The 23,240-nt window shown below is 70.3% G+C and carries 21 protein-coding genes; 8 read left to right on the top strand and 13 right to left on the bottom strand.

The features are described 5' to 3' along the window. Positions 1-12 precede the first annotated feature (12 nt). Positions 13-993: a metal ABC transporter substrate-binding protein gene (locus tag ACT01A_RS11520; RefSeq protein WP_445152398.1), complete on the top strand. Its 981-nt coding sequence runs from the start codon at positions 13-15 to the stop codon at positions 991-993. On the opposite strand, the gene ACT01A_RS11515 is transcribed toward ACT01A_RS11520, so the two are convergent. The 11 genes from ACT01A_RS11515 to ACT01A_RS11465 form a co-directional block, all read right to left on the bottom strand. Next, complete coding sequence (locus ACT01A_RS11515; protein ID WP_445152397.1) at positions 941-2,254, bottom strand: MFS transporter; 1,314 nt, start codon at positions 2,252-2,254, stop codon at positions 941-943. The two genes, ACT01A_RS11520 and ACT01A_RS11515, sit on opposite strands and share 53 nt — an antisense overlap. A 56-nt stretch (positions 2,255-2,310) precedes the next feature. Continuing rightward, a complete protein-coding gene (locus ACT01A_RS11510; protein ID WP_445152396.1) occupies positions 2,311-3,291 on the bottom strand; it encodes a phosphotransferase family protein in 981 nt (326 codons plus the stop codon). Further along, positions 3,288-4,073: an SDR family oxidoreductase gene (locus ACT01A_RS11505; RefSeq protein ID WP_445152395.1), complete on the bottom strand. Its 786-nt coding sequence runs from the start codon at positions 4,071-4,073 to the stop codon at positions 3,288-3,290. Before ACT01A_RS11505 ends, ACT01A_RS11510 begins: the two co-directional genes overlap by 4 nt. Then, positions 4,070-5,359 carry an acyl-CoA dehydrogenase family protein gene (locus ACT01A_RS11500; protein ID WP_445152394.1) on the bottom strand — a complete coding sequence of 430 codons (1,290 nt, stop codon included), beginning with the start codon at positions 5,357-5,359 and terminating at the stop codon, positions 4,070-4,072. The genes ACT01A_RS11505 and ACT01A_RS11500 overlap by 4 nt, the downstream gene beginning before the upstream one ends. 6 nt (positions 5,360-5,365) lie before the next feature. After that, positions 5,366-6,184, bottom strand: a complete 819-nt coding sequence (locus tag ACT01A_RS11495; RefSeq protein WP_445152393.1) for an enoyl-CoA hydratase-related protein — start codon at positions 6,182-6,184, stop codon at positions 5,366-5,368. Between the two features lie 46 nt (positions 6,185-6,230). Further along, entirely contained in the window at positions 6,231-7,262 is a 1,032-nt protein-coding gene (locus tag ACT01A_RS11490; RefSeq protein WP_445152392.1) for an ABC transporter permease, read from the bottom strand. Then, positions 7,259-8,773: a sugar ABC transporter ATP-binding protein gene (locus ACT01A_RS11485; RefSeq protein WP_445152391.1), complete on the bottom strand. Its 1,515-nt coding sequence runs from the start codon at positions 8,771-8,773 to the stop codon at positions 7,259-7,261. Before ACT01A_RS11485 ends, ACT01A_RS11490 begins: the two co-directional genes overlap by 4 nt. Then, positions 8,770-9,768: a sugar ABC transporter substrate-binding protein gene (locus tag ACT01A_RS11480; RefSeq protein ID WP_445152390.1), complete on the bottom strand. Its 999-nt coding sequence runs from the start codon at positions 9,766-9,768 to the stop codon at positions 8,770-8,772. Before ACT01A_RS11480 ends, ACT01A_RS11485 begins: the two co-directional genes overlap by 4 nt. A gap of 225 nt (positions 9,769-9,993) precedes the next feature. Further along, on the bottom strand, positions 9,994-10,608 hold the full coding sequence (locus tag ACT01A_RS11475; protein ID WP_445152389.1) for an HAD family hydrolase: 615 nt from the start codon (positions 10,606-10,608) through the stop codon (positions 9,994-9,996). Further along, a complete protein-coding gene (locus ACT01A_RS11470) occupies positions 10,605-11,360 on the bottom strand; it encodes an SDR family oxidoreductase (RefSeq protein WP_445152388.1) in 756 nt (251 codons plus the stop codon). The genes ACT01A_RS11475 and ACT01A_RS11470 overlap by 4 nt, the downstream gene beginning before the upstream one ends. After that, the gene (locus ACT01A_RS11465) at positions 11,360-12,895 is read right to left on the bottom strand and encodes a long-chain-fatty-acid--CoA ligase (protein WP_445152387.1); all 1,536 of its coding nucleotides are present in this window, start codon (positions 12,893-12,895) and stop codon (positions 11,360-11,362) included. Before ACT01A_RS11465 ends, ACT01A_RS11470 begins: the two co-directional genes overlap by 1 nt. Positions 12,896-13,018: 123 nt before the next feature. Here ACT01A_RS11465 and ACT01A_RS11460 point away from each other — a divergent pair, with 123 nt between their 5' ends. From ACT01A_RS11460 to ACT01A_RS11450, 3 genes are read left to right on the top strand one after another with little or no spacing between them, the layout of a single operon-like run. Then, positions 13,019-14,053: a phosphotriesterase family protein gene (locus ACT01A_RS11460; protein ID WP_445152386.1), complete on the top strand. Its 1,035-nt coding sequence runs from the start codon at positions 13,019-13,021 to the stop codon at positions 14,051-14,053. Further along, positions 14,050-14,517 carry a MaoC family dehydratase gene (locus ACT01A_RS11455; protein WP_445152385.1) on the top strand — a complete coding sequence of 156 codons (468 nt, stop codon included), beginning with the start codon at positions 14,050-14,052 and terminating at the stop codon, positions 14,515-14,517. Before ACT01A_RS11460 ends, ACT01A_RS11455 begins: the two co-directional genes overlap by 4 nt. Then, positions 14,514-15,305 carry an enoyl-CoA hydratase/isomerase family protein gene (locus ACT01A_RS11450; protein ID WP_445152384.1) on the top strand — a complete coding sequence of 264 codons (792 nt, stop codon included), beginning with the start codon at positions 14,514-14,516 and terminating at the stop codon, positions 15,303-15,305. The genes ACT01A_RS11455 and ACT01A_RS11450 overlap by 4 nt, the downstream gene beginning before the upstream one ends. Positions 15,306-15,307: 2 nt before the next feature. Here the strand turns inward: ACT01A_RS11450 and ACT01A_RS11445 are convergent, their stop codons facing one another. Together ACT01A_RS11445 and ACT01A_RS11440 are read right to left on the bottom strand one after the other, a co-directional pair. Further along, positions 15,308-16,048, bottom strand: coding sequence for a TetR/AcrR family transcriptional regulator (locus ACT01A_RS11445; protein ID WP_445152383.1), 741 nt, complete (start codon positions 16,046-16,048; stop codon positions 15,308-15,310). 29 nt (positions 16,049-16,077) lie between these two features. Next, positions 16,078-16,542, bottom strand: a complete 465-nt coding sequence (locus tag ACT01A_RS11440; RefSeq protein WP_445152382.1) for a MarR family winged helix-turn-helix transcriptional regulator — start codon at positions 16,540-16,542, stop codon at positions 16,078-16,080. Positions 16,543-16,614: 72 nt separating this feature from the next. Here ACT01A_RS11440 and ACT01A_RS11435 point away from each other — a divergent pair, with 72 nt between their 5' ends. The 4 genes from ACT01A_RS11435 to aceF all read left to right on the top strand — a co-directional run bounded on the left by ACT01A_RS11435 (position 16,615) and on the right by aceF (position 23,164). Further along, positions 16,615-18,042, top strand: a complete 1,428-nt coding sequence (locus tag ACT01A_RS11435) for an MFS transporter (protein WP_445152381.1) — start codon at positions 16,615-16,617, stop codon at positions 18,040-18,042. A gap of 519 nt (positions 18,043-18,561) precedes the next feature. Beyond that, positions 18,562-19,251: a GntR family transcriptional regulator gene (locus tag ACT01A_RS11430; RefSeq protein WP_445152380.1), complete on the top strand. Its 690-nt coding sequence runs from the start codon at positions 18,562-18,564 to the stop codon at positions 19,249-19,251. 2 nt (positions 19,252-19,253) lie between these two features. Continuing rightward, the gene (gene aceE, locus ACT01A_RS11425; RefSeq protein WP_445152379.1) at positions 19,254-21,896 is read left to right on the top strand and encodes a pyruvate dehydrogenase (acetyl-transferring), homodimeric type; all 2,643 of its coding nucleotides are present in this window, start codon (positions 19,254-19,256) and stop codon (positions 21,894-21,896) included. Continuing rightward, complete coding sequence (gene aceF / locus ACT01A_RS11420) at positions 21,884-23,164, top strand: dihydrolipoyllysine-residue acetyltransferase (RefSeq protein ID WP_445152378.1); 1,281 nt, start codon at positions 21,884-21,886, stop codon at positions 23,162-23,164. Before aceE ends, aceF begins: the two co-directional genes overlap by 13 nt. Positions 23,165-23,240 lie beyond the last annotated feature (76 nt).

Genomic DNA, 23,240 nt, shown 5'->3' with positions numbered 1-23,240 from the left:
CATTCTCATCTTATGACCGCCCCGCTTCGCCGCCTCCCCGCCCGCGCGCTCCCCGCCGCCGTCCTCGCCACCGCCGCCCTCATCGCCGCCGGCTGCGGCTCCTCGTCGTCCTCCTCCTCGAACCCTGACGCGATCAAGGTGGTGGCCACGACCACCCAGCTCGGCGACATCGTCCGCTCGATCGGGGGCGACGCCGTCGACGTCCACCAGATCCTCCGTCCCAACACCGACCCCCACGACTACGAGCCGCGCCCGCGCGACATCCAGGAGACCGCGGACGCGAAGGTCGTCGTGACCAGCGGCGACGGCCTGGATCACTGGATGGGCGAGGTGGTGGACAACGCCGGCGGCTCGCCGGCCGTGCTGGACGCCAGCGACGGCCAGCCGGTCTCACGCCCCGGCGAGGACGGCGAGGGCAGCGTCGACCCGCACTGGTGGCACGACCCGCGCAACGTCGAGCACGCGATCGGCGCGATCCGCGACGCGCTCGTCAAGGCCGACCCGAACCAGCGCGCGGCAATCGAGCGCGGCGCCGCCGCGTACCTGGCCAAGGTGAAGGCCATGGACGCCACGGTCGCCAAGTGCTTCGCTGCGGTCCCGGAGGCGCAGCGCAAGCTCGTCACCGACCACGACGCCTTCGGCTACTTCGCGCAGCGCTACGGCCTCGACGTCGTCGGCGCCGTCATCCCCTCGCAGACCACGCAGGCCCAGCCGTCGGCGGGCGACCTGGCCAAGTTGGTGGCGACCATCAAGCGCGAGGACGTCAAGGCGATCTTCCCCGAGTCCTCCATCAACTCCAAGCTCGCCAAGGCGATTGCACGCCAGACCGGCGCCACCGCCGACCACCAGCTCTACGGCGACACGCTCGGCCCCGACGGCTCGGCGGGTGACACCTACATCAAGATGGAGCTGGCCAACGCGGACCAGATGGTCCAGGGCTTTACGGGTGGGCAGCAGCGGTGCGCGGGCGCCCAGAGCGCGGCGGCGCGCTGAGCCCGCGCGCGATCAACACGGTGGACAACGCGCACCCGGTCGCGCCGATCGCGAAGACCGTGACGAACGCGCTGTCCGACGGCGAGCTCCCGCTGAGCAGCGCGACGACCAGCGCACTGCCCAGCGCGCCGCCGACCCAGCGCGCGACCGAGTTGATGGAGTTGGCGACCGCGGTCTGCGCGCCCGGGACCTCGGCCGCCAGCAGCGCGGGCATCGCCGCGTAGGCGAGGCTGATCGAGCACATCACGGCGATCGCGGCGCCGATCACCACGCCGTGCACGCTGTGCCCGGCGGCCAGCGCCAGGTAGCCGGTGACGCCAAGCGAGCCCGCCACCAGCATCGTCGCGCGCCCGCCCACGCGGTGCACCAGCTCGCCGCCGATCGGCGCCGCCACGGCCGAGCAGAGCGTGCCGGGCAGCAAGTACACCAACGCGGTCGTCAGCACCGACGCGCCGAAGTTGTCCTGCGCCAGGCGCGTGACGCTCAGCACGCAGCCGAAGTTCGCCAGGCCGACGAACAGTCCGGCGAGGTTGGTGACGACGACCGGGCGGCGGCCCATCGTCACCGGGTCGACAAGCGGCGCGGGGGTGTGACGCTCCCATGCGGCCCAGGCGACGAGCAACGCCAGGCCGGCGATGACGGACGCGAGGATCGAGACCACGCCCCAGCGCTGCGCTTGGGACAGCGCGAGCAGCAACCCCAACAACCCACCGCCCAGCAGCGCGGCGCCGACGACGTCGAGCCCTTCGCGCTCGTGCGCAGGCGTGGGACGGTGCGGCACCGCCCAGGCCAGCGCGCCCAGCGCCGCCGCGCTGACGGCCGCCGCCAGCCAGAAGATCCGGTGGTAGTCCGCGCCGCCGCCGGTCAACACGCCGGTCAGCACCAAGCCGAGGCCCGCGCCGAACGACAGCATCCCGGACACGACCGCCGTCGCCCGCATCGAGCGGTACGGCGACAGCTCCGCGCGCAGGATCCCGACCGCCAGTGGGAAGACGCCGCCCGACGCGCCTTGCAACACGCGCGCGACCAACAACACCCACAACGACGAGGTGATCGCCGCCAGGACCGAACCGGCGACGCACAGCCCGACTGCCCACAGCAGCACGACGCGCCGGCCGCGCAGGTCGCCGAGCCGCCCGAGCAGCGGTGTGAGCACCGCGCACGCTAGGAGGTTCGCGGTCACCGCCCAGCCCGCCGCGGCGTCGGAGACCCCGAGCGTGTCGGCGATGTCGCCCACCGCCGGGACGACCAAGGCCTGCATGAACGACACCGTGATCGCGCCGAGCCCGAAGGCGGCCAGCAGCGCGCGGCCCGGCGTCAGAAGCCGGCCTCGAACGCGACCAGCCGCGCCTGGGCGATCAGGTCGTCCACCAAGTGCTCCGGCGGCACGCCGCCGTCCGGCGCGTTGCGCGGATCGTCCAGCGCGCGCCGTCGCACGCCCTCCACGATCACCGCGATCTTCCACAGGCCCAGAGCGTGCCAGAACGCCAGCGCGGCGGCGGTCACCTCGCGCCCCGAGGCCTTCATGTAGGCCTCGGCCAGCACCTGCGGCGCGGCGATGCCGGTGAGCGACGGCGACGCATAGGCCATCAACCCGCCCAGATCGGCGAGCGGGTCGCCGAGCGTGCACAGCTCCCAGTCCAGGATCGCGCGCACCGCGCTGCCGTCCGGCGCCAGGATCACGTTCAACACGTGGAAGTCGCCGTGGACGAGCGTCAGCTCGCGCTGCGCGGGCATCGCCGCCTCAAGCCGGTCGGCGAGCTCGCCGACGACGGGCAGCGAGCGCGTCGCCGAGTCCTCCCACTGGCGCCGCCAGCGCTTGAGCTGCCGGGCGGCGTAAGGCTTGTGCGAGGCGAGGTCGAGCAGCCCGATCTCCTCGAGGTCGACCGCGTGGATCGTCGCCAGCGCGCGGGGGAGGGCGAGCGCGACCTGCTCGTCGACCGCCGTGGGGTCCTCGACGACCCAGCCGTCGACGAAGCCCATCGCGAGAAGCGGGACGTCAGTCACCGCCGGGTCCTCGGTGAACGCGACGACCGGCGGAATCGGCACGCCCGTCCCGGTCAGGGCCGACAGGATTCGATGCTCGCGCGCGACGTCGTGCGCGGAGGCGAGCAGCTCGCCGAGCGGCGGGCGGCGCAGCACCACGCGCCGTCCCTCCGCGTCGGTGGCCAGGAACGTGAGGTTCGACTGGCCTTGCCCGATGCGCGCGAACGCGACCGGCTCCCGCAGGCCGGCCGCGTCCGCGAGCCAGGCGGCGACGGCGGCGGCGTCGAGGCCGACGACCGTCGCGCTGCTCACGCCACGTGCTCCTTGACGCCGTCCGACGAGGACCCCGAGGCCAGCATCTGCCCGCCGTCCATCACGAGCGTCTCGCCGGTGATCCACGACGACGCGTCGCTGACCAGGAACGCCACGGCCTCCGCGACGTCGCGCGGCTCGCCGATCCGGCCCAGCGGCGTGACCGCCGAGACCGCGGCCTCGTGCTCCTTCCAGAGCGCCTCGGCGAGCTTGGTCCGGACCACGCCCGGCGCGACCGCGTTGACGCGCACCTTCGGCGCCAGCTCCAAGGCGTACTGCTTGGTCAGGTGGATCAGCGCCGCCTTGGAGACCTGGTAGACGCCGAGCATCGGGCCGACCATCAGCCCGCCGACCGACGCGGTGTTGACGATCGCGCCCCCGTGCTCGGACATGTAGGCCTTCCACGCGAGGCTCGTCCACAGCGACGGGCCCCACAGGTTGACGTCCAAGGTCTTCATGAAGCGGCCCTTGTCCTGGTCGGCGACCGGGCCGAACGCCGGGTTGGTGCCCGCGTTGTTGACCAAGATGTCGAGCGACCCGAAGGACTCGATCGCGAAGGCGACGCACGCGGCCGCCGCCTCCTCGTCGGTGGCGTGCGCGCCGTAGCCGACGGCGCGATCCGAGCCCAGCGAGGAGGCCGCCGTCTCGGCGGCCTCCTGATGCCGGCTGGTCAGGATCACGTTGGCGCCGCGCTCGATCAGCACCTCGGCGATCGCGAGGCCGATGCCCCGCGACGCGCCGGTGACGATCGCGGTGCGCCCGTTCAGATCGGACTCGCTCACGCTCCGACCACCGCGGGCTTCGCGCCGTTGCCGTTGGACGCGGCCGCCGCGCCCGCGGGCGTGGTGGCGCCGTAGGGCGCGCCCTCCCACTTGCGCAGCTCGCGCTGGGCGATCGTGCGCTTGTGGACCTCGTCCGGGCCGTCGGCCAGGCGCAGCGTGCGCTGGTGGGCGTACATGTTGGCCAGCGGGAAGTCGTCGCTGACGCCGCCGCCGCCGTGGATCTGGATCGCGCGGTCGATGACCTTCAGCGCCACCTGCGGCGCCGCGACCTTGATCGCCGCGATCTCGACGCGGGCGTGGCGGTTGCCGACCGTGTCCATCAGGTACGCGGTCTTCATCGTCAGCAGCCGGATCATCTCCAGCTCGATCCGCGACTCGGCGATCCAGTCCTGGACGTTGGCGTTCTCGCTGACCGCCTTGCCGAACGTCGTGCGCTGCTGGGCGCGCTGGCAGAGCAGGTCCAGCGCGCGCTCGGCCATGCCGATCGAACGCATGCAGTGGTGGATGCGGCCGGGGCCCAGACGCGCCTGGGAGATCATGAAGCCCTCGCCCTCGCCCGCCAGCAGTGCCGACGTCGGGACGCGCACGTCCTCGAAGAGCACCTCGGCATGGCCCTCGCGGTCCTGGTAGCCGAAGACCGGCAGGCCGCGGACGATCGTCACGCCGGGCGCGTCGATCGGGACGACGAGCATCGACTGCTGCTTGTGGCGCGGGCCGTCCGGGTTGGTCTTGCCCATCACGATCAGCACCTTGCAGTTCTGGTGCAGGGCGTTGGAGGTCCACCACTTGCGGCCGTTGATGACGTACTGATCGCCGTCGCGCTCGATCCGCGTCTCGATGTTGGTGGCGTCGCTCGAGGCCACCGCCGGCTCGGTCATCGCGAACGCCGAGCGGATCTCGCCGTCGAGCAGCGGGCGCAGGTACTTGTCCTTGTGCTCCTCGGTGCCGAAGAGCGTCAAAACCTCCATGTTGCCCGTGTCGGGCGCGGAGCAGTTCATGGACTCGGGCGCGATGTGCGCGCAGCGGCCCATGATCTCGGCCAGCGGCGCGTAGTCGGCGTTGCTCAGGCCCGGGCCCCACTCCTCGTGCGGGGAGAAGAGGTTCCACAGCCCGCGGTTGCGCGCCTCGTCCTTGAGCTCCTCCAGGACCGGCGGATGGAAGTTCGGGTTCCCGGACTCCCGCATCTGCTGCTCGTAGACGGCCTCGGCGGGGTAGATGCGCTCGTCCATGAACGCCTGGACCTTCTCCACGTAGTCCTTGGCGCGATCGCTCAGCTCGAAGTTCATTATGTTCTAGCTCCTGGTGGGAAGGCCCGGGAAGGCCGGTGGGCGCTGCTCGTTGTATGACTGCACGCCCTCGACGACGTCGGGGCGGGCGAAGCTCTCGATCATCAGCTCGTCGGCCGCGGCAACCGCCTCGGCGAACGGGCGGTCCATGTCGGCCTGGACCTGGGCCTTGATGATGGCCATGGAGGCGGGCGAGCAGTGCTCGGCCAGCTCGGCGGCGTAGGCGACGGCCTCGTCGACCACGGTCTCGCGCGGGGCGAGGCGATCGACCAGCCCGAGGCGGTGGGCCTCCTCGCCGCGGATCACGCGCGCCGACAGCAGCAGGTCGAGCGCGGCGCTCTGCCCGATCAACCGCGGCAGCAGCCACGAGAGGCCGTACTCGGCGATCAGCCCGCGCCGCGCGAAGGCGGTGGTGAACTTCGCCTCCGGCGTGCTGAAGCGGATGTCGCAGTACATGGCCTCGACCAGCCCGAGCCCGGCCGCCGCGCCGTTGATCGCGGCGATCATCGGCTTGCGGATGGTCAGCGGGAACGTGCGCGGCCGCGGGCGGTTGCGCAGCACCGACGCGATGTCGCGGCTGCCGTCGCCGGCCGCCTCGAGGTCGTCCATGTCGGCGCCGGCGCAGAACCCGCGGCCGGCGCCGGTGACGACGATCGCCCGGACCTCGGGGTCGTCCTCAGCCTCGTTCAGAAGCTCGTAGTAGCGCGCTTCCAGTTCGTCGTTCCACGCGTTGAGCCGGTCTGGCCGGTTGAGCGTCAGCACGAGGACCTGGCCCCGGCGCTCGGCCAGGACCGTGTCCGTCGCGGTGGGTGCGATGTCGGTCATGCTCTCCGTCCCCATCGAAGTTGAATCCGGATTCAACTTTATCGGTTCACGCCGTGCGGCGTCGAGCCAGGGTTCCGACGCCGACGCCGAGGATTAGCAGGCCGCCCTGGAACAGGTACTGCCAGTGCGTGCCCAGACCGATCAGCGCGATCGCGTTGAAGCCGACCGCCACGGTCACGACGCCGACGATCGTCCCCACGATGTGGAACTGGCCGTCGCGCAGGACGGCTGAGCCGAAGAACGCGGCCGCGTAGGCGCTGAGCAGGTAGGTGTCGCCGCCGTTGACCGACGCCGAGCCGGTGCGCGAGGCGAGCAGGACGCCGGTCAGCGCCGCGCAGGCGCCAGCCAGGACGAAGACCGCGACGCGGATCCGGTCGACGCGCACGCCCGAGAGTCGTGCGGCGACCGGGTTGCCGCCGACCGCCTGCATCGCCTGGCCGGCGACCGTGCGGTTCAGCAGCGTCCACAGCACGATCCCCAACACCAACATGATGTACACGGGGTAGGGGATCCCGAGGAACTTGCCCAACGTGAGGTCGATGTAGGTGTTGGCCTTGTCGCCGGTGATCGTCACCGGCAGGCCCTGGGCGATCGCGTAGTTGAGGCCGATGACGATCGTGCCGATGCCCAGCGTCGCGACCAGCGCGTTGACGCCGATCGCGGTCACGACGAAGCCGTTGACCAGGCCGATGACGACGCCGATCAGCACCGTGAGGATGAGCGCCTCGGGGATCCCGAAGCCGTGCTTCTCCATCAGCGTGCAGGCGACGACGCCCGAGAGCGACGCGGTGTTGCCGACCGACAGGTCGAACTCACCGGCCACCAGGGGGAACGTCACGCCCATCGCCACGATCGCGGCCAGCGCGCTCTGGTTGAGGATGTTGATGACGTTGTCCTTGGTGGCGAACGTGTCGGGCTCCATGAGCGCGACGATCACGATCATCCCCACCAGGACGGCGAGCGCGCCGTAGCGGCCGAGCCAGCGCCAGACGTCGTCGCCCGAGCGGCGGCGAGATGTCGGCCCACCCACCCCGGTCTCGACGGCGGGCGTGGTCGACGCGGACAGGTCGGTGCTCATGCGGCAGCTTCCTCCGAGTAGCAGAGCGAGGTCAGGTGGTCCTTCGTGGCGTGGGCGGCGTCGACCATCGCGGTCACGCGGCCCTCGCGCATCACGGCGACGCGCTCGCAGAACGCGAGCTCCTCGAAGTCGCTGGAGATGACGATCACGGCCGCGCCGGCCTCGGCGAGGTCGCGGATGATGGCGTACAACTCGCCGCGGGCGCCGACGTCGACGCCGACGGTGGGCTCGTCCAGGATCAGCAGTTTCGGTCCGGCGCGGACGTACTTGGACACCACCACCTTCTGCTGGTTGCCGCCGGAGAGCGAGCCGACGGGCTGGTCGACCGAGGCGACCTTGATCCCGAAGCGCGAGACCATCTCGCGCGCGGTCGCGCGGGCGCGGCCGGGAGACAGGAGCCCGAGGCCGCCGCGGCGGTTCTCCTTCGCGGTCGCCAAGCTGATGTTGAACGCGACCGACTCCTGCAACAAGAGCCCTTCGGAGCGCCGCTCCTCGGGCACGAGCGCGACGCCGCGCCGGATCGCGTCATACGGCGAGCGCGGCGCGTATGCCTTGCCGTCGAGCTCCATCGTCCCGCTCGTCGGCGCGTCGGCGCCGAAGAGCAGCCGCGCAACCTCGGTGCGCCCCGCGCCGACCAGGCCCGCGACGCCGAGGATCTCCCCGGCGTGGACGTCCAGCGACACGCCGCGCACGCGCGGCTCTCTCGCCAGGTCGCGTGCGCTGAGCACGACCGGCCGCGCCTCGAGCGGCTGCTCGGAGGTCGGGATCGCCTCCAGCTCGGCGACCTCCTGGCCGACGATCTCGCGCGTCAGGCGCGCGCGGTCGATCTCGCCGGCGGCGAACGTGCCGACGAGCTTGCCGTTGCGCAGCACGGTGACGTCGTGGCTGACGTGCAGCACCTCGTCCAGACGGTGCGAGATGTACAACACGGCCACACCGCCGGCGGTCAGGTCCGAGATGATGGAGAACAGCCGCTCGGCCTCGGCCTCGGTGAACGACGCGGTCGGCTCGTCCATCGCGATCACGCGCGCGCCCTCGCGCATCAGCGAGCGCCCGAGGGAGACCATCCAGCGCTGGCTGACGGTCAGGTCCTGCACCGGCGCGTCGAGGTCGAAGTCCGCGCCGAGGCGGCCGACGACCTCCTTCGCGCGACGACGTGCCGCGCGCCGGTCGAGGAGCCCCCGGCGCGCGGCGCCCTCGTAGCCCAGCGCCATGTTCTGCAGCGCTGTGAACTTCGGGACGAGGTTCAGCTCCTGGTGGATGAAGTTCATGCCCAGGCGCGTGGCGTCCTGGGGAGAGGCGATCGTCACGGGCTCGCCATCGATCCGGATCTCGCCCGCGTCGGGCGTCTCGACGCCGGCGAGGATCCGGACCAGCGTGGACTTGCCCGCGCCGTTGGCCCCGCACAGCGCCAGGACGCTCCCCGCGCCGAGGCGCAGGGAGACGTCCTGGAGAGCCGCGATCCCACCGAACCGCTTGGTGAGACCGTCGATGGCGAGGAGCTCGCTCACAGGCCCTTGATCGCGTCCGGGTGGTCGGAGAGGAACTGGTCGACGTTCTCCTGGGTGACCAGCTCGTCCGGCACCGGGGTGTCGACCGGCTTGGCGTCGACGCCCGCGTCGACGTACTTGGCGGTGTTATCGGCGATCTCCTTGCCGGCGCCGGTGACGTCCAGCCAGACGGTGGCGTTCATCGTCTTGTCCTGGATCGCCTTCAGCGCGGCCGGCTGGCCGTTGATCCCGTACACCTTCACGTCCTTGCGACCGGCCTGCTTGATCGCGGCGATGGCACCGAGCGAGGGGTCGTCGAAGCAGCCCCAGACGATGCCGCCGGACTTGTGCTTGGCCAGGAACGCCTGGGTGAAGTTGGTGGACGCCTCCACCTGACCCGGGATCGGGACCTCTTCACGCGACTTGTTGATGGACGTGCTGCCGATCGCGGCGTCCAGCGACTTCTCGCGGCCGATGCACGGCAGGCCGCTCTTGTAGCCCAGCGCCAGCAGGTCGCCGCTGCCGCCGGTCTCTTTGACCAGCTCGTCGGCGAGCTTCTTGCCGGCCGCGACGCCCGAGTCGTAGTTGACCTGCACGCCGTCGGCCAGGCCGCCGGAGAGGCTGACGACCGGAATGCCCGCTGCCTTGGCGGCACGCAGCCCCGCGGTCAGCGCGGTGGACGGGAAGACCGTCACCATCATCAGGTCGACGCGCTTCTGCACCAGGTCCTGCATCGCGCCGACGGCCTTGTCAACCGACCCCTGCGGGTCGACGACCGTGACCTTGTACCCCAACTCGGCGGCGCGGGCCTTGTAGCCGGCGATCGCCTGGGACGAGGTCTGATCGGCCGCCGCGAACGCGACGATCCCCACGTTGTACTTCTTGCCCGAGTTGCTCGACGACGATCCGCCACCAGCGGCGGTGGCCGAGTCGTTCGAGTCGTCTCCACCACAGCCGGCCGCGGCCAGCAGACATCCCGCCGCCAGGACGGCGGCGCCGAACTTGCGAAGCTGCATCAGCTTCTCCTCCTCGTGAGCCCGCAGACCCGCGCGACGCCCTCAGGACGTCCGCGTGCAGGCCCGGTCGGGCCGGATCCCCCGAGGTCTCCGGCCGTTGATCTCCTCCTGTGCCCCGTCCGGAAAAGACCCCTCCGAACGCTGCCTGGCGAGTATTCCCCGAACTTGAACTCAATGTCAAGTCCGCGAGCGAAACTTACGCCAGGGCAGCGAACATTAGGCGTCTCAGCGCAACCCGAAACGGGTGTCGAGCTCGGCCAGCGTGTCGGCCGCGCTCGTGTGCAGCACGCCCGCGATGCCGAGCTTGGCGGCGCCGTCGAGGTTGTGCTGGATGTCGTCGACCATCACGGCCTGCGACGGCTCGACGCCGAGCCGCTCGCAGGCGACGGCGTAGATCTTGCGCGATGGCTTGCGCACGCCGAGCTCGGTCGAGACCACGACTTCGTCGGCCAGCGCGGGCAGGTCGAAGCCGCGATAGCAGTCGCGACCGAACTGGTTGGTCACGAGCGCCACGGGGACGCCGTGGGCGCGCAGGGCGGCGAGGCCGTCCACCATCTCGGGATCAGGCCCGAAGCCTGCCTGCATGCGTGCGAGCAGGCCCTCCGGCGCGACCGTGACGCCGTGGGCGGCGAGGCGGGCCGCAAAGCCCGCCTCGAACTCCTCGTCGGTCAGCGAGCCGTTCTCGTTGCCGACCAGCAGCGCGTTGGACTCCGCGTCGGTCGCCAGGAGCCGGAGGACCAGCGACTCGTCGTCGGAGATCTCGCGGGCGAAGGCGCGGAACGCCTCGTGGACCGACGTGGTGAGCACGCCGCCGAAGTCGATCAGCAGCGCGGTGCTCACGCCTGGGCCACCTGGCCCTGCAGCCGCCGCATCCCGCGGATCCAGCGGTCGTAGTCGTTGCCCTTGCGCCGGTAGAAGTCCAGCACCTCGGCGTGAGGGAGGACGAGGAACGTCTCGGCGGCGATCGCCTCCAGGACCTTCGCGGCGACCTCTTCCGGCTCCAGGATCTCGCCCGCAGCTGCGACGACGTTGGCGCCGAGCGCGACGTCGGCGTCTTCGGCGTCTAGGCCACCGTTCAACATGTTCGTGTTGACGCCCATCGGGCACAGGCAGGAGACGCCGACGCCGCGGTCGCCGTAGGTGACCGACAGCCACTCGGCGAACGCGACCGCCGCGTGCTTGGTCACCGAGTAGGGCGCGGCGCCGATCTGCGTGAGCAGGCCGGCGGCGCTGGCGGTGCCGACGAAGTAGCCCGAGCCGCGCTCCAGCCAGCCGGGCAGCAGCAGCCGCGCGGCGCGGACGTGCGCGAGCACGTTGACGTCGATGATGCGCTCCCACTCGGCCTCATCATCCCCTAGGCCTTGCTCGCCGCCGATGCCGGCGTTGGCGCAGTAGAGGTCGACGGGCCCCGGCGCCGCCGCCAGGACCCGCTCGATCTCATCGCTCTTGCTGACGTCCGCGACGACGTCGACGTCGCCTTGGAGATCCGTCGTCGTGACGCTCGCGCCCGCGGCGCGCAGGGCGGTGGTCAGCGCTGCGCCGATGCCGCCGCCCGCGCCGGTGACGACCGCGACCTTGCCGTTGACGTCCACTACTTGGCCGCCCCGGTCGGCGTGACGCTCGCGGACGCCGCGCGCACGGCGTCGGCGTCGATCGCCCGCTTGAGGATCTTGCCCGTCGGCCCCTTGGGCAGCGCCTCCATCACCTGGAACAACCGCGGCACCTTGTAGGCGCTGAGGCGCTCCTTGGCCCACGCGCGGAACTCCGCTGGGTCGAACTCCGCGCCGGGGCGCAGCGCGAGGACCGCGGCGACCTCCTCGCCCATGTGCTCGTCGGGCACGCCGATGACCGCGACCTCGACGACGTCAGGATGCTCGTAGACGACCTCCTCGACCTCGCGCGGGTAGACGTTGTAGCCGCCGCGGATGATGAGGTCCTTCTTGCGGTCGACGATCCGGATGTCGCCGTCCTCGTCCTCGGTGCCCAAGTCACCCGTCTTGAGCCAGCCCTCGGCGTCGAGCGACTCGGCGGTCGCCTCCGGGCGGTTCCAGTAGCCCGACATGACGACCGGGCCGCGGACGTGGACCTCGCCGACCTCGCCGGTCGGCACCTCGGCGCCGTCGGTCCCGCGGATCTCGACCTCGCAGCGCGGCAGCGCGATGCCGACGCACGACGCCTTGCGCTCGCGGTGCAGGCCGTTGAACGTCGCGGCGCCGGTGGTCTCGCTGAGGCCGTAGCCCTCGAGGATCACACAGCCGAAGCGCTGCTCGAAGGCGTTCATGATCTCGGTCGGCATCGCGGCGCCGCCGGAGGCCGCCAGGCGCAGCGAGGCGAAGTCGTCCTTGTCGGTGTCCGACGCGGGCGCGTGCAGCAGCGCGTTCCACATCGTCGGGACGCCGGACATCATCGTCAGCTTGTCGCGGCGCAGCATGTCCAGCAGGCCCTCCGCATCGAAGCGGGCGAGGATCGAGAGGGACGCGCCGGCGCGCAGGCAGGTGCCCATGATCACGCACTGGCCGAAGACGTGGAACAACGGCAGGGCGGTGCCCATGCGGTCCTCGGGCGTGATCTCCAGGACCTCGGAGAAGACCTCGGCGCAGGCGATCAGGTTGCCGTGCGTGAGCTGGGCGCCCTTGGGGCGGCCGGTCGTGCCGCTCGTGTAGAGGATGACGGCGTTGTCGTTGGTGTCGCGGGGTGTCACGGCCTCGACGGGCGCGTCGTGGGTGAGGTCGGCGAGGTCCGGGTTCAGCGACCAGTACGGGACGCCGAGGGCGGCGGCCGAATCCTGCGGCGCGGGCGTGACCTCGTGCCAGCCCATGACGAGCTTGACGTCGGAGTCGCCGCCGACGTACTCCAGCTCGGGCCGCGTCGACATCGTGTTGGCGGTGACCGCGACGGCGCCGGCGGCGTGGATGCCGTAGTAGGCGCCCGCAAACTCGGGGACGGACGGGGCGACCAGCAGCACGCGGTCGCCGGGCTCGACGCCCGCGTCGCGCAGCAGCGCGGCGACCTGGGCGGCGTGGTCGCGCACGCGTCCGTAGGTCCAGGGCTCTCCGGCCCCGCGCAGGGCGACGCGGTCCGGGTCGGCGATCGCGTGGTCCCAGGCGGCCTGGGCGGCGTTCGACATTGGGTCTCCTCCAAGTTGACGGGGTGTCCGTGACCATTCGTACTAGGACTTGAGTCTGCATTCAAGTTCAGTTACGGTCGATGGCAGGTCACCAACCGCGTTACTTCAGGAGGAGATAGGACGATGACCCGCATCCCGATCGTGGGCGGAGAGATCGATGCGTCCCAGATGGGCCGCACGCTCATGCACGAGCACATCTTCGTGCGCACGCCCGAGCTCCAGGAGGCGTGGCCGGGCTTCATGGGCTTTGACGCGGACGTCGCCGTCGCTGATGCGCAAGAGAAGCTGAAGAAGCTCAAGGCGCAGGGGATCGACACGATCGTCGACATGACCGCGCCGGGCCTGGGCCGCAACATCGGGCTGATCTCGCGCGCGGTTGAGGGCACCGGTTTGCAGGTGATCGTCGTCACCGGCTACTACACCTACACCGACCTGCCGTTCCCGATGAAGTACAACGGCCCCGGCAAGTTGTTCAACAACGACCCTTCCGACTCGTTCTTGGTGGACCTGTTCGTCCGCGACATCGAGGAGGGCATCGAGGGCACGGGCATCAAGGCCGGCGTCGTGAAGTGCTGCACCGACATGCCGGGCGTCACCGAGGACATCGAGCGGCTGATCCGCGCGGTCGGCAAGACGCACCTGAAGGCCGACGTGCCGATCATGACCCACTCGCACGCCAAGTCGAAGCGTGGCCTCGACCAGCAGCGGATCCTGCGCGAGGAGGGCGTCGATCTCACGCGCGTGCTGATCGGGCACTCCAACGAGACGGCCGACATCGACTACCTCGTGGCGCTTTTGGATGCCGGCTCCTACCTGGGCTTCGATCGCTGCGGGCTGAAGATCGACGAGCCGCTGGAGGATCAGCAGGCCACGCTGGCCGAGCTGTGCAAGCGTGGCTACGCGTCGCAGATCGTCCTGTCGCACGACCGCCACTGCACCTCGGACTGGTTCCCGGAGGAGGGCGTGCTCGCCGCCCTCCCGGAGTGGGAATATGGCTTCATCCAGGGATCGCTGATCCCCGGGCTGTTGGAGAACGGCGTGACCGAGGAGCAGATCGAGTTGATGATGCACAAGAACCCTGTGCGGTTCTTCGAGACGCGGAGTGGCGGCGGTTCGTCGTCCTCGTCGGAGACCGCGACCGCGGCGGCTGGCGCGTGAGCGTCGACGTCGCGCGGCCGGCCAGCGTTGCGGATTTGCAGGCGCTGGCCGGCACCGAGCTGGGCCCGACCGAGTGGCTGGAAGTCGGGCAGGACAAGATCGACGCGTTCGCCGAGGTGACCGGCGACCACCAGTGGATCCACGTCGATCCGGAGCGGGCTGCCGAAAGTCCGTTGGGGACCACGATCGCGCACGGGTTGCTGACGCTGTCGCTCGGCCCGGCGTTCATGGAGGCCTTGATGTCGTTCGAGGGCTTCGCGCACGCGTTGAACTACGGCTACGAGAAGGTGCGCTTCCCGGCGCCGGTGCCGGTCGGCTCGCGGCTGCGGATGCGCGCGGTCGTGGCTGATGTGAGCGAGGTCCCGGGCGGCGCGCAGGTGACGATGACGCAGACGATCGAGCGTGAGGGCGGCGACAAGCCGGTCTTGGTGGCTCAGGCCGTCGCGCGGTTCTACGAGCGATGAGCGACGCCGTCGAGGCCGTCCGCTACGAGGTCCACGACGGCGGGTGGGCCGAGATGGTCATGGCCCGCCCGCCGCTGAACCTCTACGGCGAGGAGCTCGAGAACGGGTTGATCGCGGCGGTCCGGCGGGCCGCCGCCGAGCGCCCGCGCGCGCTGATCTTCCGGTCGGACTGCGACGTGTTCACCGCGGGCGTCGACGTCCACGGCTTTCAACACCATGATGCTGAGGAGTACCGCCGGGTCAACGGCGGCGGGCTGCAGTTGACCCAGGCGCTGGAAGACCTGCCGTTCCCGACGATCGCGTCGGTGCACGGGCTGTGCCTCACGATCGGGCTGGAGCTGTCCCTGGCCTGTGACTTGTTGTACGCCTCCGACGACGCGCGCTTCGGCCTGGTCGAGCGGCGCGTCGGGATCTCGCCAGGCATGGGCGGGACGCAGCGGATGGCCGAGCGCGCGGGCACCGCGCGAGCGCGCGAGTTCGTCATGACCGGTGGGTTGTACGGGTCGGAGGAGCTGATGGGGTGGGGCGTGGTCAACCGCGTCTTCCCGCGTGACGCGTTGCTGGAGGAGACGCGCGCGCTCGCTCTTGATCTCGCCTCCGGGCCGACGTTGGCGATGGCGGCGACCAAGGCCGTCATCCGCGAGCAGGCCGACAACGGCACCCGCGCCGCGGACGCGCGCATCGACGAGCTGACCTCGCATCTGATCGAGACCGAGGACTCGAAGGTGGCCGTGAAGACCTTCCTGGAAGAAGGCCCGCGGGCGAAGCCCGTGTTCGTGGGGCGCTAGGCCTACGCCTTGGCGGCGGCGGCCGGCTTCTTCTTGGCCGGCCGCTTGCGCGCGGCCGTCGCCGTGCGTGGCACGTCGAGGCGCAGGGCGTTGGCCCAGAGGCGCGTGAGCGTCTGGACGAGGTCTTCGCGGTCGATCTCGTCGCCGTGGACGTAGACCGAGAAGGCGAGGCGGCCGACCATGCCCGAGAGCGCGCGGGCGGTGAGCTCGGGGTCGAGGTCGGGGTCGGCGAGGCCGCGGGCTTGAAGGTCGCGGATCGAGCGGGCGTTGCGCTGAGCGAAGAGCAGGCCACGGCGGCGGCGGAACTCACGGACGTCGTCGTCGATCGCGGCGACCTCCTCGAGCAACTTCATCAGCTTGGCGTTGCGCTCGTAGGTCTCCAAGTAGACGCGGTTGGAGGCCTCGATCAGCGCGACCGGGTCCTCATCGCCGGCGGCCTTGCGGACGTGCGGGTGGAGCATCTCCTCCTGGGCCTCTTCGAGGACCGCAGCGAAGATCTCCTCCTTGTTCGTGAAGTACGTGTAGAACGAGCCGGTGGAGCAGTTGGCTTCGGCGGTGATGTCGGTCAGCCGCGCGTTGAGGTAGCCATCGCGCTCGAAGACCGTCCGCGCCGCGGTGACCAACGCCGCCCGGGTGCGCGCACCACGCGCGGTGCGCGGCGGCTCACGGACGGCGGTCACCTCACCATTGCTCTCAGAAGCCTTCACCGAAGAGGTTCTACCTGAACTTGGCATCAGGTTCAACCTCCCAGGGGTAGGTGTGTTCGGTGATGCTACTGCCGGGCGCGGGCGGTTTGGAGCTCGGCGACCGTGGCTCGTGCATGTTGGAGGAGCGTGCGGAGCTGCTCGTAGCGCTCGGCGCCCAGCGCGTCGCGGAACTCGGCGTCGAAGGCGGCCTCGGCGGCGGCGCCCTGGTCGCGCGCGTGCGTGCCCGCGGGCGTGAGGTGGAGGCCGATGGCGCGACCGCCGGCGAGGCGACGTTCGATGAGGCCGAGCTTCTCTAGGCGGGCGGCGTTCTGGCTGACCGCCTGCTGGGTCTTGGGCAGCCGGCGGGAGATCTCGGCGATCGTGATGCCGGGCTCGTCGGCGACCTGGTCGAGTAGGCCAATGCCGGCGGAGGAGAGGCCGACCTCGGCAAGGGCGGCGTCGCTGAGCAGGGCGGTGCGCGTTGAGACCTCCCAGAGCAAGTGGGGGACCCAGTTGGCCCACGGCTGGTCGGCGTGCGGGAGGTCGCTCACAGGGTCAGCGTACCAACAGGTTGTGATGACAAGGTCTTGAGATAACAAGGCCTTGTGATACGGTGCCGCACCATGACCTCTCCCCACTCCGAGGCCCATAAGCGCTGGACGCTGCTCGCCGTCTGCCTGGGCACCTTCATGTTGTTGTTGGACGTGACGATCGTCGTCGTCGCGCTGCCGGACATCCGCACGTCGCTGGCCGCCGGCTTCTCGTCGGTCCAGTGGACGATCGACGCCTACTCGTTGTCCCTGGCGGCGGTGCTGCTGCCGAGTGGCTCGCTGGCGGATCTGTTGGGCCGTCGCCGCGTGTTCGCGGCCGGGCTGGTGCTGTTCACGCTGGCATCGCTGCTGTGCGGCATCGCGCAGTCGTCGACCATGTTGGTGGTGTTCCGGGCGGTGCAAGGCATCGGCGGCGCGGCGGTGTTCGCGACGTCGCTGGCGCTGCTGGCGCAGACGTTCCACGGCAAGGAGCGCGGGACGGCGTTCGCGGTGTGGGGTGCGGTCGCGGGCGTGTCGACCGCTTTGGGGCCGGTGCTCGGCGGGCTGCTGACGAGCGGGCTGGATTGGCGCTGGATCTTCTTGGTGAACCTGCCGATCGGGATCTTCGCCGTGGCGATCACGCTGACGCGGGTGCAGGAGTTCCGGCCGGGGCACGCGCGCCGGCTGGACGTCGCGGGGTTCGCGGTCTTCACCGCGGGGCTCGTCGCGTTGGTGTACGGGTTGATCGAGGCGAGCTCGCGCGGGTGGGGTGACGGCGTGGTCGTCGGCTCGTTGGTCGCGGCCGCCGTCTTGTTGGTGTCGTTCCCGGTGGTCGAGCGACGGGTCGCGCAACCGATGTTCGACCTGTCGTTGTTCCGCAAGCCGACGTTCGTCGGCGGCTCGATCGCGGCATTCGGGATGAACGGGTCGCTCTACGGGATGTTCCTGTACTTGATCATCTACCTGCAGAACGTCCAGGGCTACGACGCTTTGGGGAGCGGTCTGCGGCTGGCGATCATCACCGCCGCGGCGATGGTCACCGCGATCCCCGCGGGCCGGCTGTCGGCGCACGTCAACGTGAAGTGGCTGATCGGGCCGGGCCTGGTCCTCGTGGGGGTCGGGCTGATGCTGATGCGCGGGCTGGACGCGAGCTCGGAGTGGACCCACCTGATCCCGGGGTTCATCCTCGCCGGCCTCGGCTCGGGCCTCGTCAACGCGCCGCTGGCCTCGACGGCCGTCGGTGTGGTCGAGCCGAAGGACGCCGGCATGGCCTCCGGGATCAACACCACCTTCCGCCAGGTCGGCATCGCCACCTCCATCGCCGCCCTCGGCTCCATCCTCGCCTCCCGCGAACCCAAGATCGGCTTCCCGGTCGCGCTCGACGAGCTGCTGCTCGTCGCGGCGCTGCTGGCCTTCGCCGCGGGCGCGGCGTCCTTCCTGCTCATCCGCCAGCGCGACTTCGTGCCCCACGGGCCGGCGGTGGTGGTGGAGGCGGAGTCGGCGGCTGGGTCTGCTGCGTAGGGCGTCGGGGTGCGGGCGTTGGTGGTTGGGACGGTCGCTGGTGGCGCTTCCGTGCGCGGCGGAAAGGGGTTCGGGGCCGAAGCGGTGATCCGGGTCGCGCGATCCGGAGCTATTCCGGCTACAGCGACCCGGACCTCGAAATCGGGATGCGGGTCGAGTTGTCCCCAACTGTTGGGGCGAACTCGACCCGGATCCTGATTTGAGGGATGCGGGTCGCTGAAAGCTTGTATGTGCAGCTCCTAGCGACCCGGATCGCCGAAGCCATGGTGCTTCGCCCCGAAACGCTCCGCGGGAGACGGCTGCACACGAAATCCCGTATCGATGCGCTGTTTCCGCCGCGCCCGGAAGCGCCACCAGCGACCGTCCCCTCCGCCAGCGTTGGCCACGCCACAACAGCCTCACGCCCTCGGTGCCCCGGACCACGCCCCGCGTCGCCACCGACGCCCGCGCTGAGCGCCACGCCGCGCCACCACGCCCTCAGTGCCACCCAAGCTGTGTACTTGTATACTAGTACGCGACATGCGGGCTTCGATCCGTGAGAGGACGTCCGGGACTTCCGCGCGCGATCAGGCGTATGCGGTGCTGCGGCGTGCGATCGTCGGTGCAGAGTTGGAGCCCGGAAGGCGGCTTTCCGAGAACCAACTCGCTGAGCTGATCGGGGTCAGTAGGACGCCGGTCAGAGATGCGCTGGCGCGGCTGAGGGATGAGCGGCTGGTGGCGATCGTCCCGCAGCTCGGCACGTTCGTGACGTTCATCGACGAGGAGGCCGTGGCGGATGCGCACTTCGTACGTGAGGCGCTCGAGGTCGGGGCGGTGAGGATCGCGGCAAGGGGGGCGGACGTGGAGAACGTGCGTGTGCTGCGCGAGAACCTCGACGCTCAGCAGCGCGCGGTCGACGCCGACGATGCCGAGACGTTCGCCCGGCTCGACGATGACCTGCATCGCCTGCTGTGCGACCTCTCCGGCCGGGAGGTCGCGTGGCGGTTGTCGGAGCGCACGCGAGGGCAGCTTGATCGTGTGCGGCTGCTCTCCCTGCCGGAGGCCGGGTACCGAGGCCAGATGCTGGAGGAGCATCGGGCTGTAGTCGAGGCGATAGCGGCGAACGACGCAGTGGGTGCGGAGCGAGAGCTGCGTCACCACCTGCGCATGGTCTTGTCCCAGCTGCCCGCCATCCGCGAGGCGCACCCCGAGTACTTCCAGGAGGACTAGAGATGGCGATCCATCCCGACATCGATCCGATCGAGACCGCCGAGTGGGTGGAGGCCCTGGAGGCCGTCATCCGCAACGACGGCGCCGATCGCGCGCGACAGCTCCTCGAAGAGGTGTTCGCCGATGCGCGCCTGCGCGGCGTCCACGCCGCCGAGGACCTGAGCACCCCGTACGTCAACACGATCCCGGCCGAAATGGAGGTCCCTGTTCCGGGGGACCACGAGCTGGAGCATCGAGTACGCAGCCTCGTGCGCTGGAACGCGATCGCGACGGTCCTCAACGCCAACAAGGAGTCCTCGGAGCTCGGCGGGCACATCGCCTCCTTCCAGTCGGCTGCGACGCTCTACGAGATCGGCTTCAACCACTTCTGGCACGCGCCGTCTGAGCAACATGGTGGTGATCTGGTCTTCATCCAGGGCCACTCCTCGCCGGGCATCTACGCGCGCGCCTTCCTCGAAGGCCGGCTCTCCGAGGACGACATGCGCCGCTTCCGGACCGAGACCGGCGCCGAGGGCGGGTTGTCGTCCTACCCGCACCCGTGGCTGATGCCGGGCTTCTGGCAGTTCCCCACCGTGTCGATGGGCCTCGGCCCGTTGATGGCGATCTACCAGGCGCGGTTCATGAAGTACTTGGCCGGCCGTGGCATCGCCGACACCGCCAACCGCAAGGTATGGGCCTTCATGGGCGACGGCGAGATGGACGAGCCCGAGTCGATGGGCGCGATTTCGCTCGCTGGCCGGGAGCACCTCGACAACCTCATCTTCGTCGTCAACTGCAACCTGCAGCGCCTCGACGGCCCGGTCCGCGGCAACGGCAAGATCATCCAGGAGTTGGAGACCAACTTCCGCGGTGCCGGCTGGAACGTCATCAAGACGATCTGGGGCCGCCGCTGGGATCCGCTCCTGGCCGCCGACACCGAGGGCCACCTGCGCCAGCGGATGGAGGAGGCCGTCGACGGCGAGTACCAGGTGTTCAAGTCGCGCGACGGCGCCTACGTGCGCGAGCACTTCTTCGGCACCAACCCGGCGCTGGCCAAGATGGTGGAGGACTGGAGCGACAACGACATCTGGTCGCTGAACCGCGGCGGGCACGACCCGCAGAAGGTCTACAACGCCTACGCCCAGGCGACCGCGCACACCGGGCAGCCGACCGTAATCCTCGCCAAGACGATCAAGGGCTATGGGATGGGCGAGTCCGGCGAGGGCCAGAACATCACCCACCAGGCCAAGAAGATGAACGAGAAGGCGCTGTTCGCCTTCCGCGACCGCTTCGGCCTCGACCTCTCAGACGACGAGGTCACCGACGTCTCCTTCCACAAGCCGGACGACGACGCTCCCGAGATGAAGTACATGAAGGAGCGGCGCACGGAGCTCGGCGGCTCGCTGCCCCAGCGGCGCACCGAGGCGCCGCCGCTCCCGGTTCCTGAGCTGTCGGCCTTCAAGGCCCAGCTCGACGGCACCGGTGAGCGCGAGATCTCCACCACCATGGCCTTCGTGCGGATCTTGTCCACCTTGGTCCGCGACAAGCAGCTCGGCCCGCACGTCGTGCCGATCGTCCCCGACGAGTCGCGCACGTTCGGCATGGAGGGGATGTTCCGCCAGCTCGGCATCTTCAGCCAGGTCGGTCAGCTCTACACGCCTCAGGACGCCGATCAGTTGATGTCCTACCGCGAGGACAAGAAGGGCCAGATCCTCCAAGAAGGCATCAACGAGCCGGGCGCGTTCTCCTCGTGGATCGCCGCGGCCACGTCCTACGCAAACCACGGCGTCTCGATGCTGCCGTTCTACATCTACTACTCGATGTTCGGCTTCCAGCGCGTAGGCGACCTCGCGTGGGCGGCCGGCGACTCGCGGGCGCGCGGGTTCCTGATCGGCGGCACGGCGGGCAGGACGACGCTCAACGGCGAGGGCCTCCAGCACGAGGACGGGCACTCGCACATCCAGGCGTCGCTGATCCCCAACTGCGTGTCCTATGACCCAGCCTACGCCTATGAGTTGGCCGTCATCGTCCAGGACGGGCTGCGCCGCATGGTCGGCGAGCACGAGGACGTCTTCTACTACCTGACGGTCATGAACGAGAACTACGCGCAGCCAGCGATGCCGGAGGGCGCGGAGGAGGGCATCCTGCGCGGGATGCACCCAGTGCGGGAGGCCGAAGGCGGGGCGGATGTCCAGCTGCTCGGCTCCGGCACGATCCTGCGCGAGGTGCTGGCCGGCGCCGACCTGTTGTCGGAGGACTTCGGCGTGAAGAGCGACGTGTGGTCGGTGACCTCGTTCACCGAGCTGCGCAAGGACGGCATGGAGGCGGAGCGCTACAACCGCCTGCACCCGGGCGAGGAGCCGAAGGCGGCCTACGTCGAGGAGGCGCTGGGCGAGCGAAACGGCCCGGTCGTTGCCGCCACCGACTACATCCGCGCGCTGCCCGATGGCATCCGGCCGTGGGTCAAGGACAAGGACTTCACCGTGCTCGGCACGGACGGCTTCGGTCGCAGCGACTACCGCAAGGCGTTGCGCGCGTTCTTCGAGGTCGACCGGCACCACGTCGTCGTGGCGGCGCTGCACGCGCTTGGCCGTGACGCGGACGCCAAGAAGGCCATCGAGCAGTACGGCATCGACCCCGAGAGCGAGGCACCGTGGCGGATCTGAAGCAGGTCGAAGTTCCCGACATCGGCGACTTCACCGACGTCGCCGTTGTTGAGGTCCATGTGAATCAGGGTGATGAGGTCGCCGAGAACGACCCGCTGATTACGCTGGAGACCGACAAGGCGACGATGGACGTCCCGGCGCCGTTCGCGGGCGTCGTGGCGGAGATCCTGTTGAAGGTCGGCGACGTGGCGAGCGAGGGCACGGCGGTCGTGCGGCTGGCGCCCTCCGCCGAAGCCGCCGCGTCCGCGGAGGCCGCGGCGCCGAGCGCGGTCCGGACCGCCGTAGCCGCCGAGGCCAGCGCGCGCCCGCCAGCGCCCGAGAAGCAGCCGCCCCCGCCGAAGGAGCCGGAGTCGGCGGCCGCCAACGGCGCTGAGCCGGTCTACGCGTCGCCGTCGGTCCGCCGGCTGGCGCGCGAGCTGGGCGTCCCGCTGGGCGACGTGTCCGGCACGGGCCGCAAGGGCCGCATCCTGCCCGAGGACGTCGAGGCGGCGGCCAACGGCGGCGGCGCGGCGGCGCCCGCGAGCGGCGGCGGCGACAGCGGCCTGGAGCTGTTGCCCTGGCCCAAGGTCGACTTCTCCAAGTACGGCGAGATCGAGCGCGTCGAGCTGTCCAAGATCCGCAAGATCTCGGCCGCGAACCTGACGCGCAACTGGGTCCGGATCCCGCACGTCACGCACAACGACGAGGCCGACATCACCGAGTTGGAGGCCTTCCGCAAGACCCTCAACAAGGAGCAGGCCGACGTCAAGGTGACGATGGTCGCGCTGCTGGTCAAGGCGGTCGTTTCCTCGCTGAAGGCGTTCCCCGACGTCAACGCGTCGCTGGACGGCGACGCCCTGATCCACAAGAAGTACTACAACATCGGCTTCGCGGCCGACACGCCCAACGGCCTCGTGGTTCCGGTCATCAAGGCTGCGGACACGAAGGGCCTGCTGGAGATCGCCGGCGAGCTCACCGACCTCTCGGGCAAGGCGCGCGCCGGCAAGCTCGGGCCCGCCGACATGGCCGGCGCGACGTTCACCATCAGCTCGCTCGGCGGCATCGGCGGCACGTCGTTCACGCCGATCGTCAACGCGCCCGAGGTCGCGATCCTCGGCGTCGTGCGCAGCGCGACCAAGCCGGTCTGGGACGGCAGCGCGTTCGTCCCGCGGCTGATGCTGCCGTTGTCCTTGTCCTACGACCACCGGGTGATCGACGGTGCCGCCGCGGCGCGCTTCGTCGCGCACCTGTCCGGCGTCCTCAACGACCTGCGGAGGGTTCTCCTGTGAGCGCGGAAGACCTCGCCCTGGGGGCTCGGCTTCCGGGCGCGAGCTCGCCCAGGGGCTCCCTCGCGCTGCTGGAGGT

The organism is Baekduia sp. Peel2402, assembly GCF_052567285.1.
The sequence above is the reverse complement of the archived record's forward strand: the minus strand, read 5'-3'. Positions and strand labels throughout refer to the sequence as shown.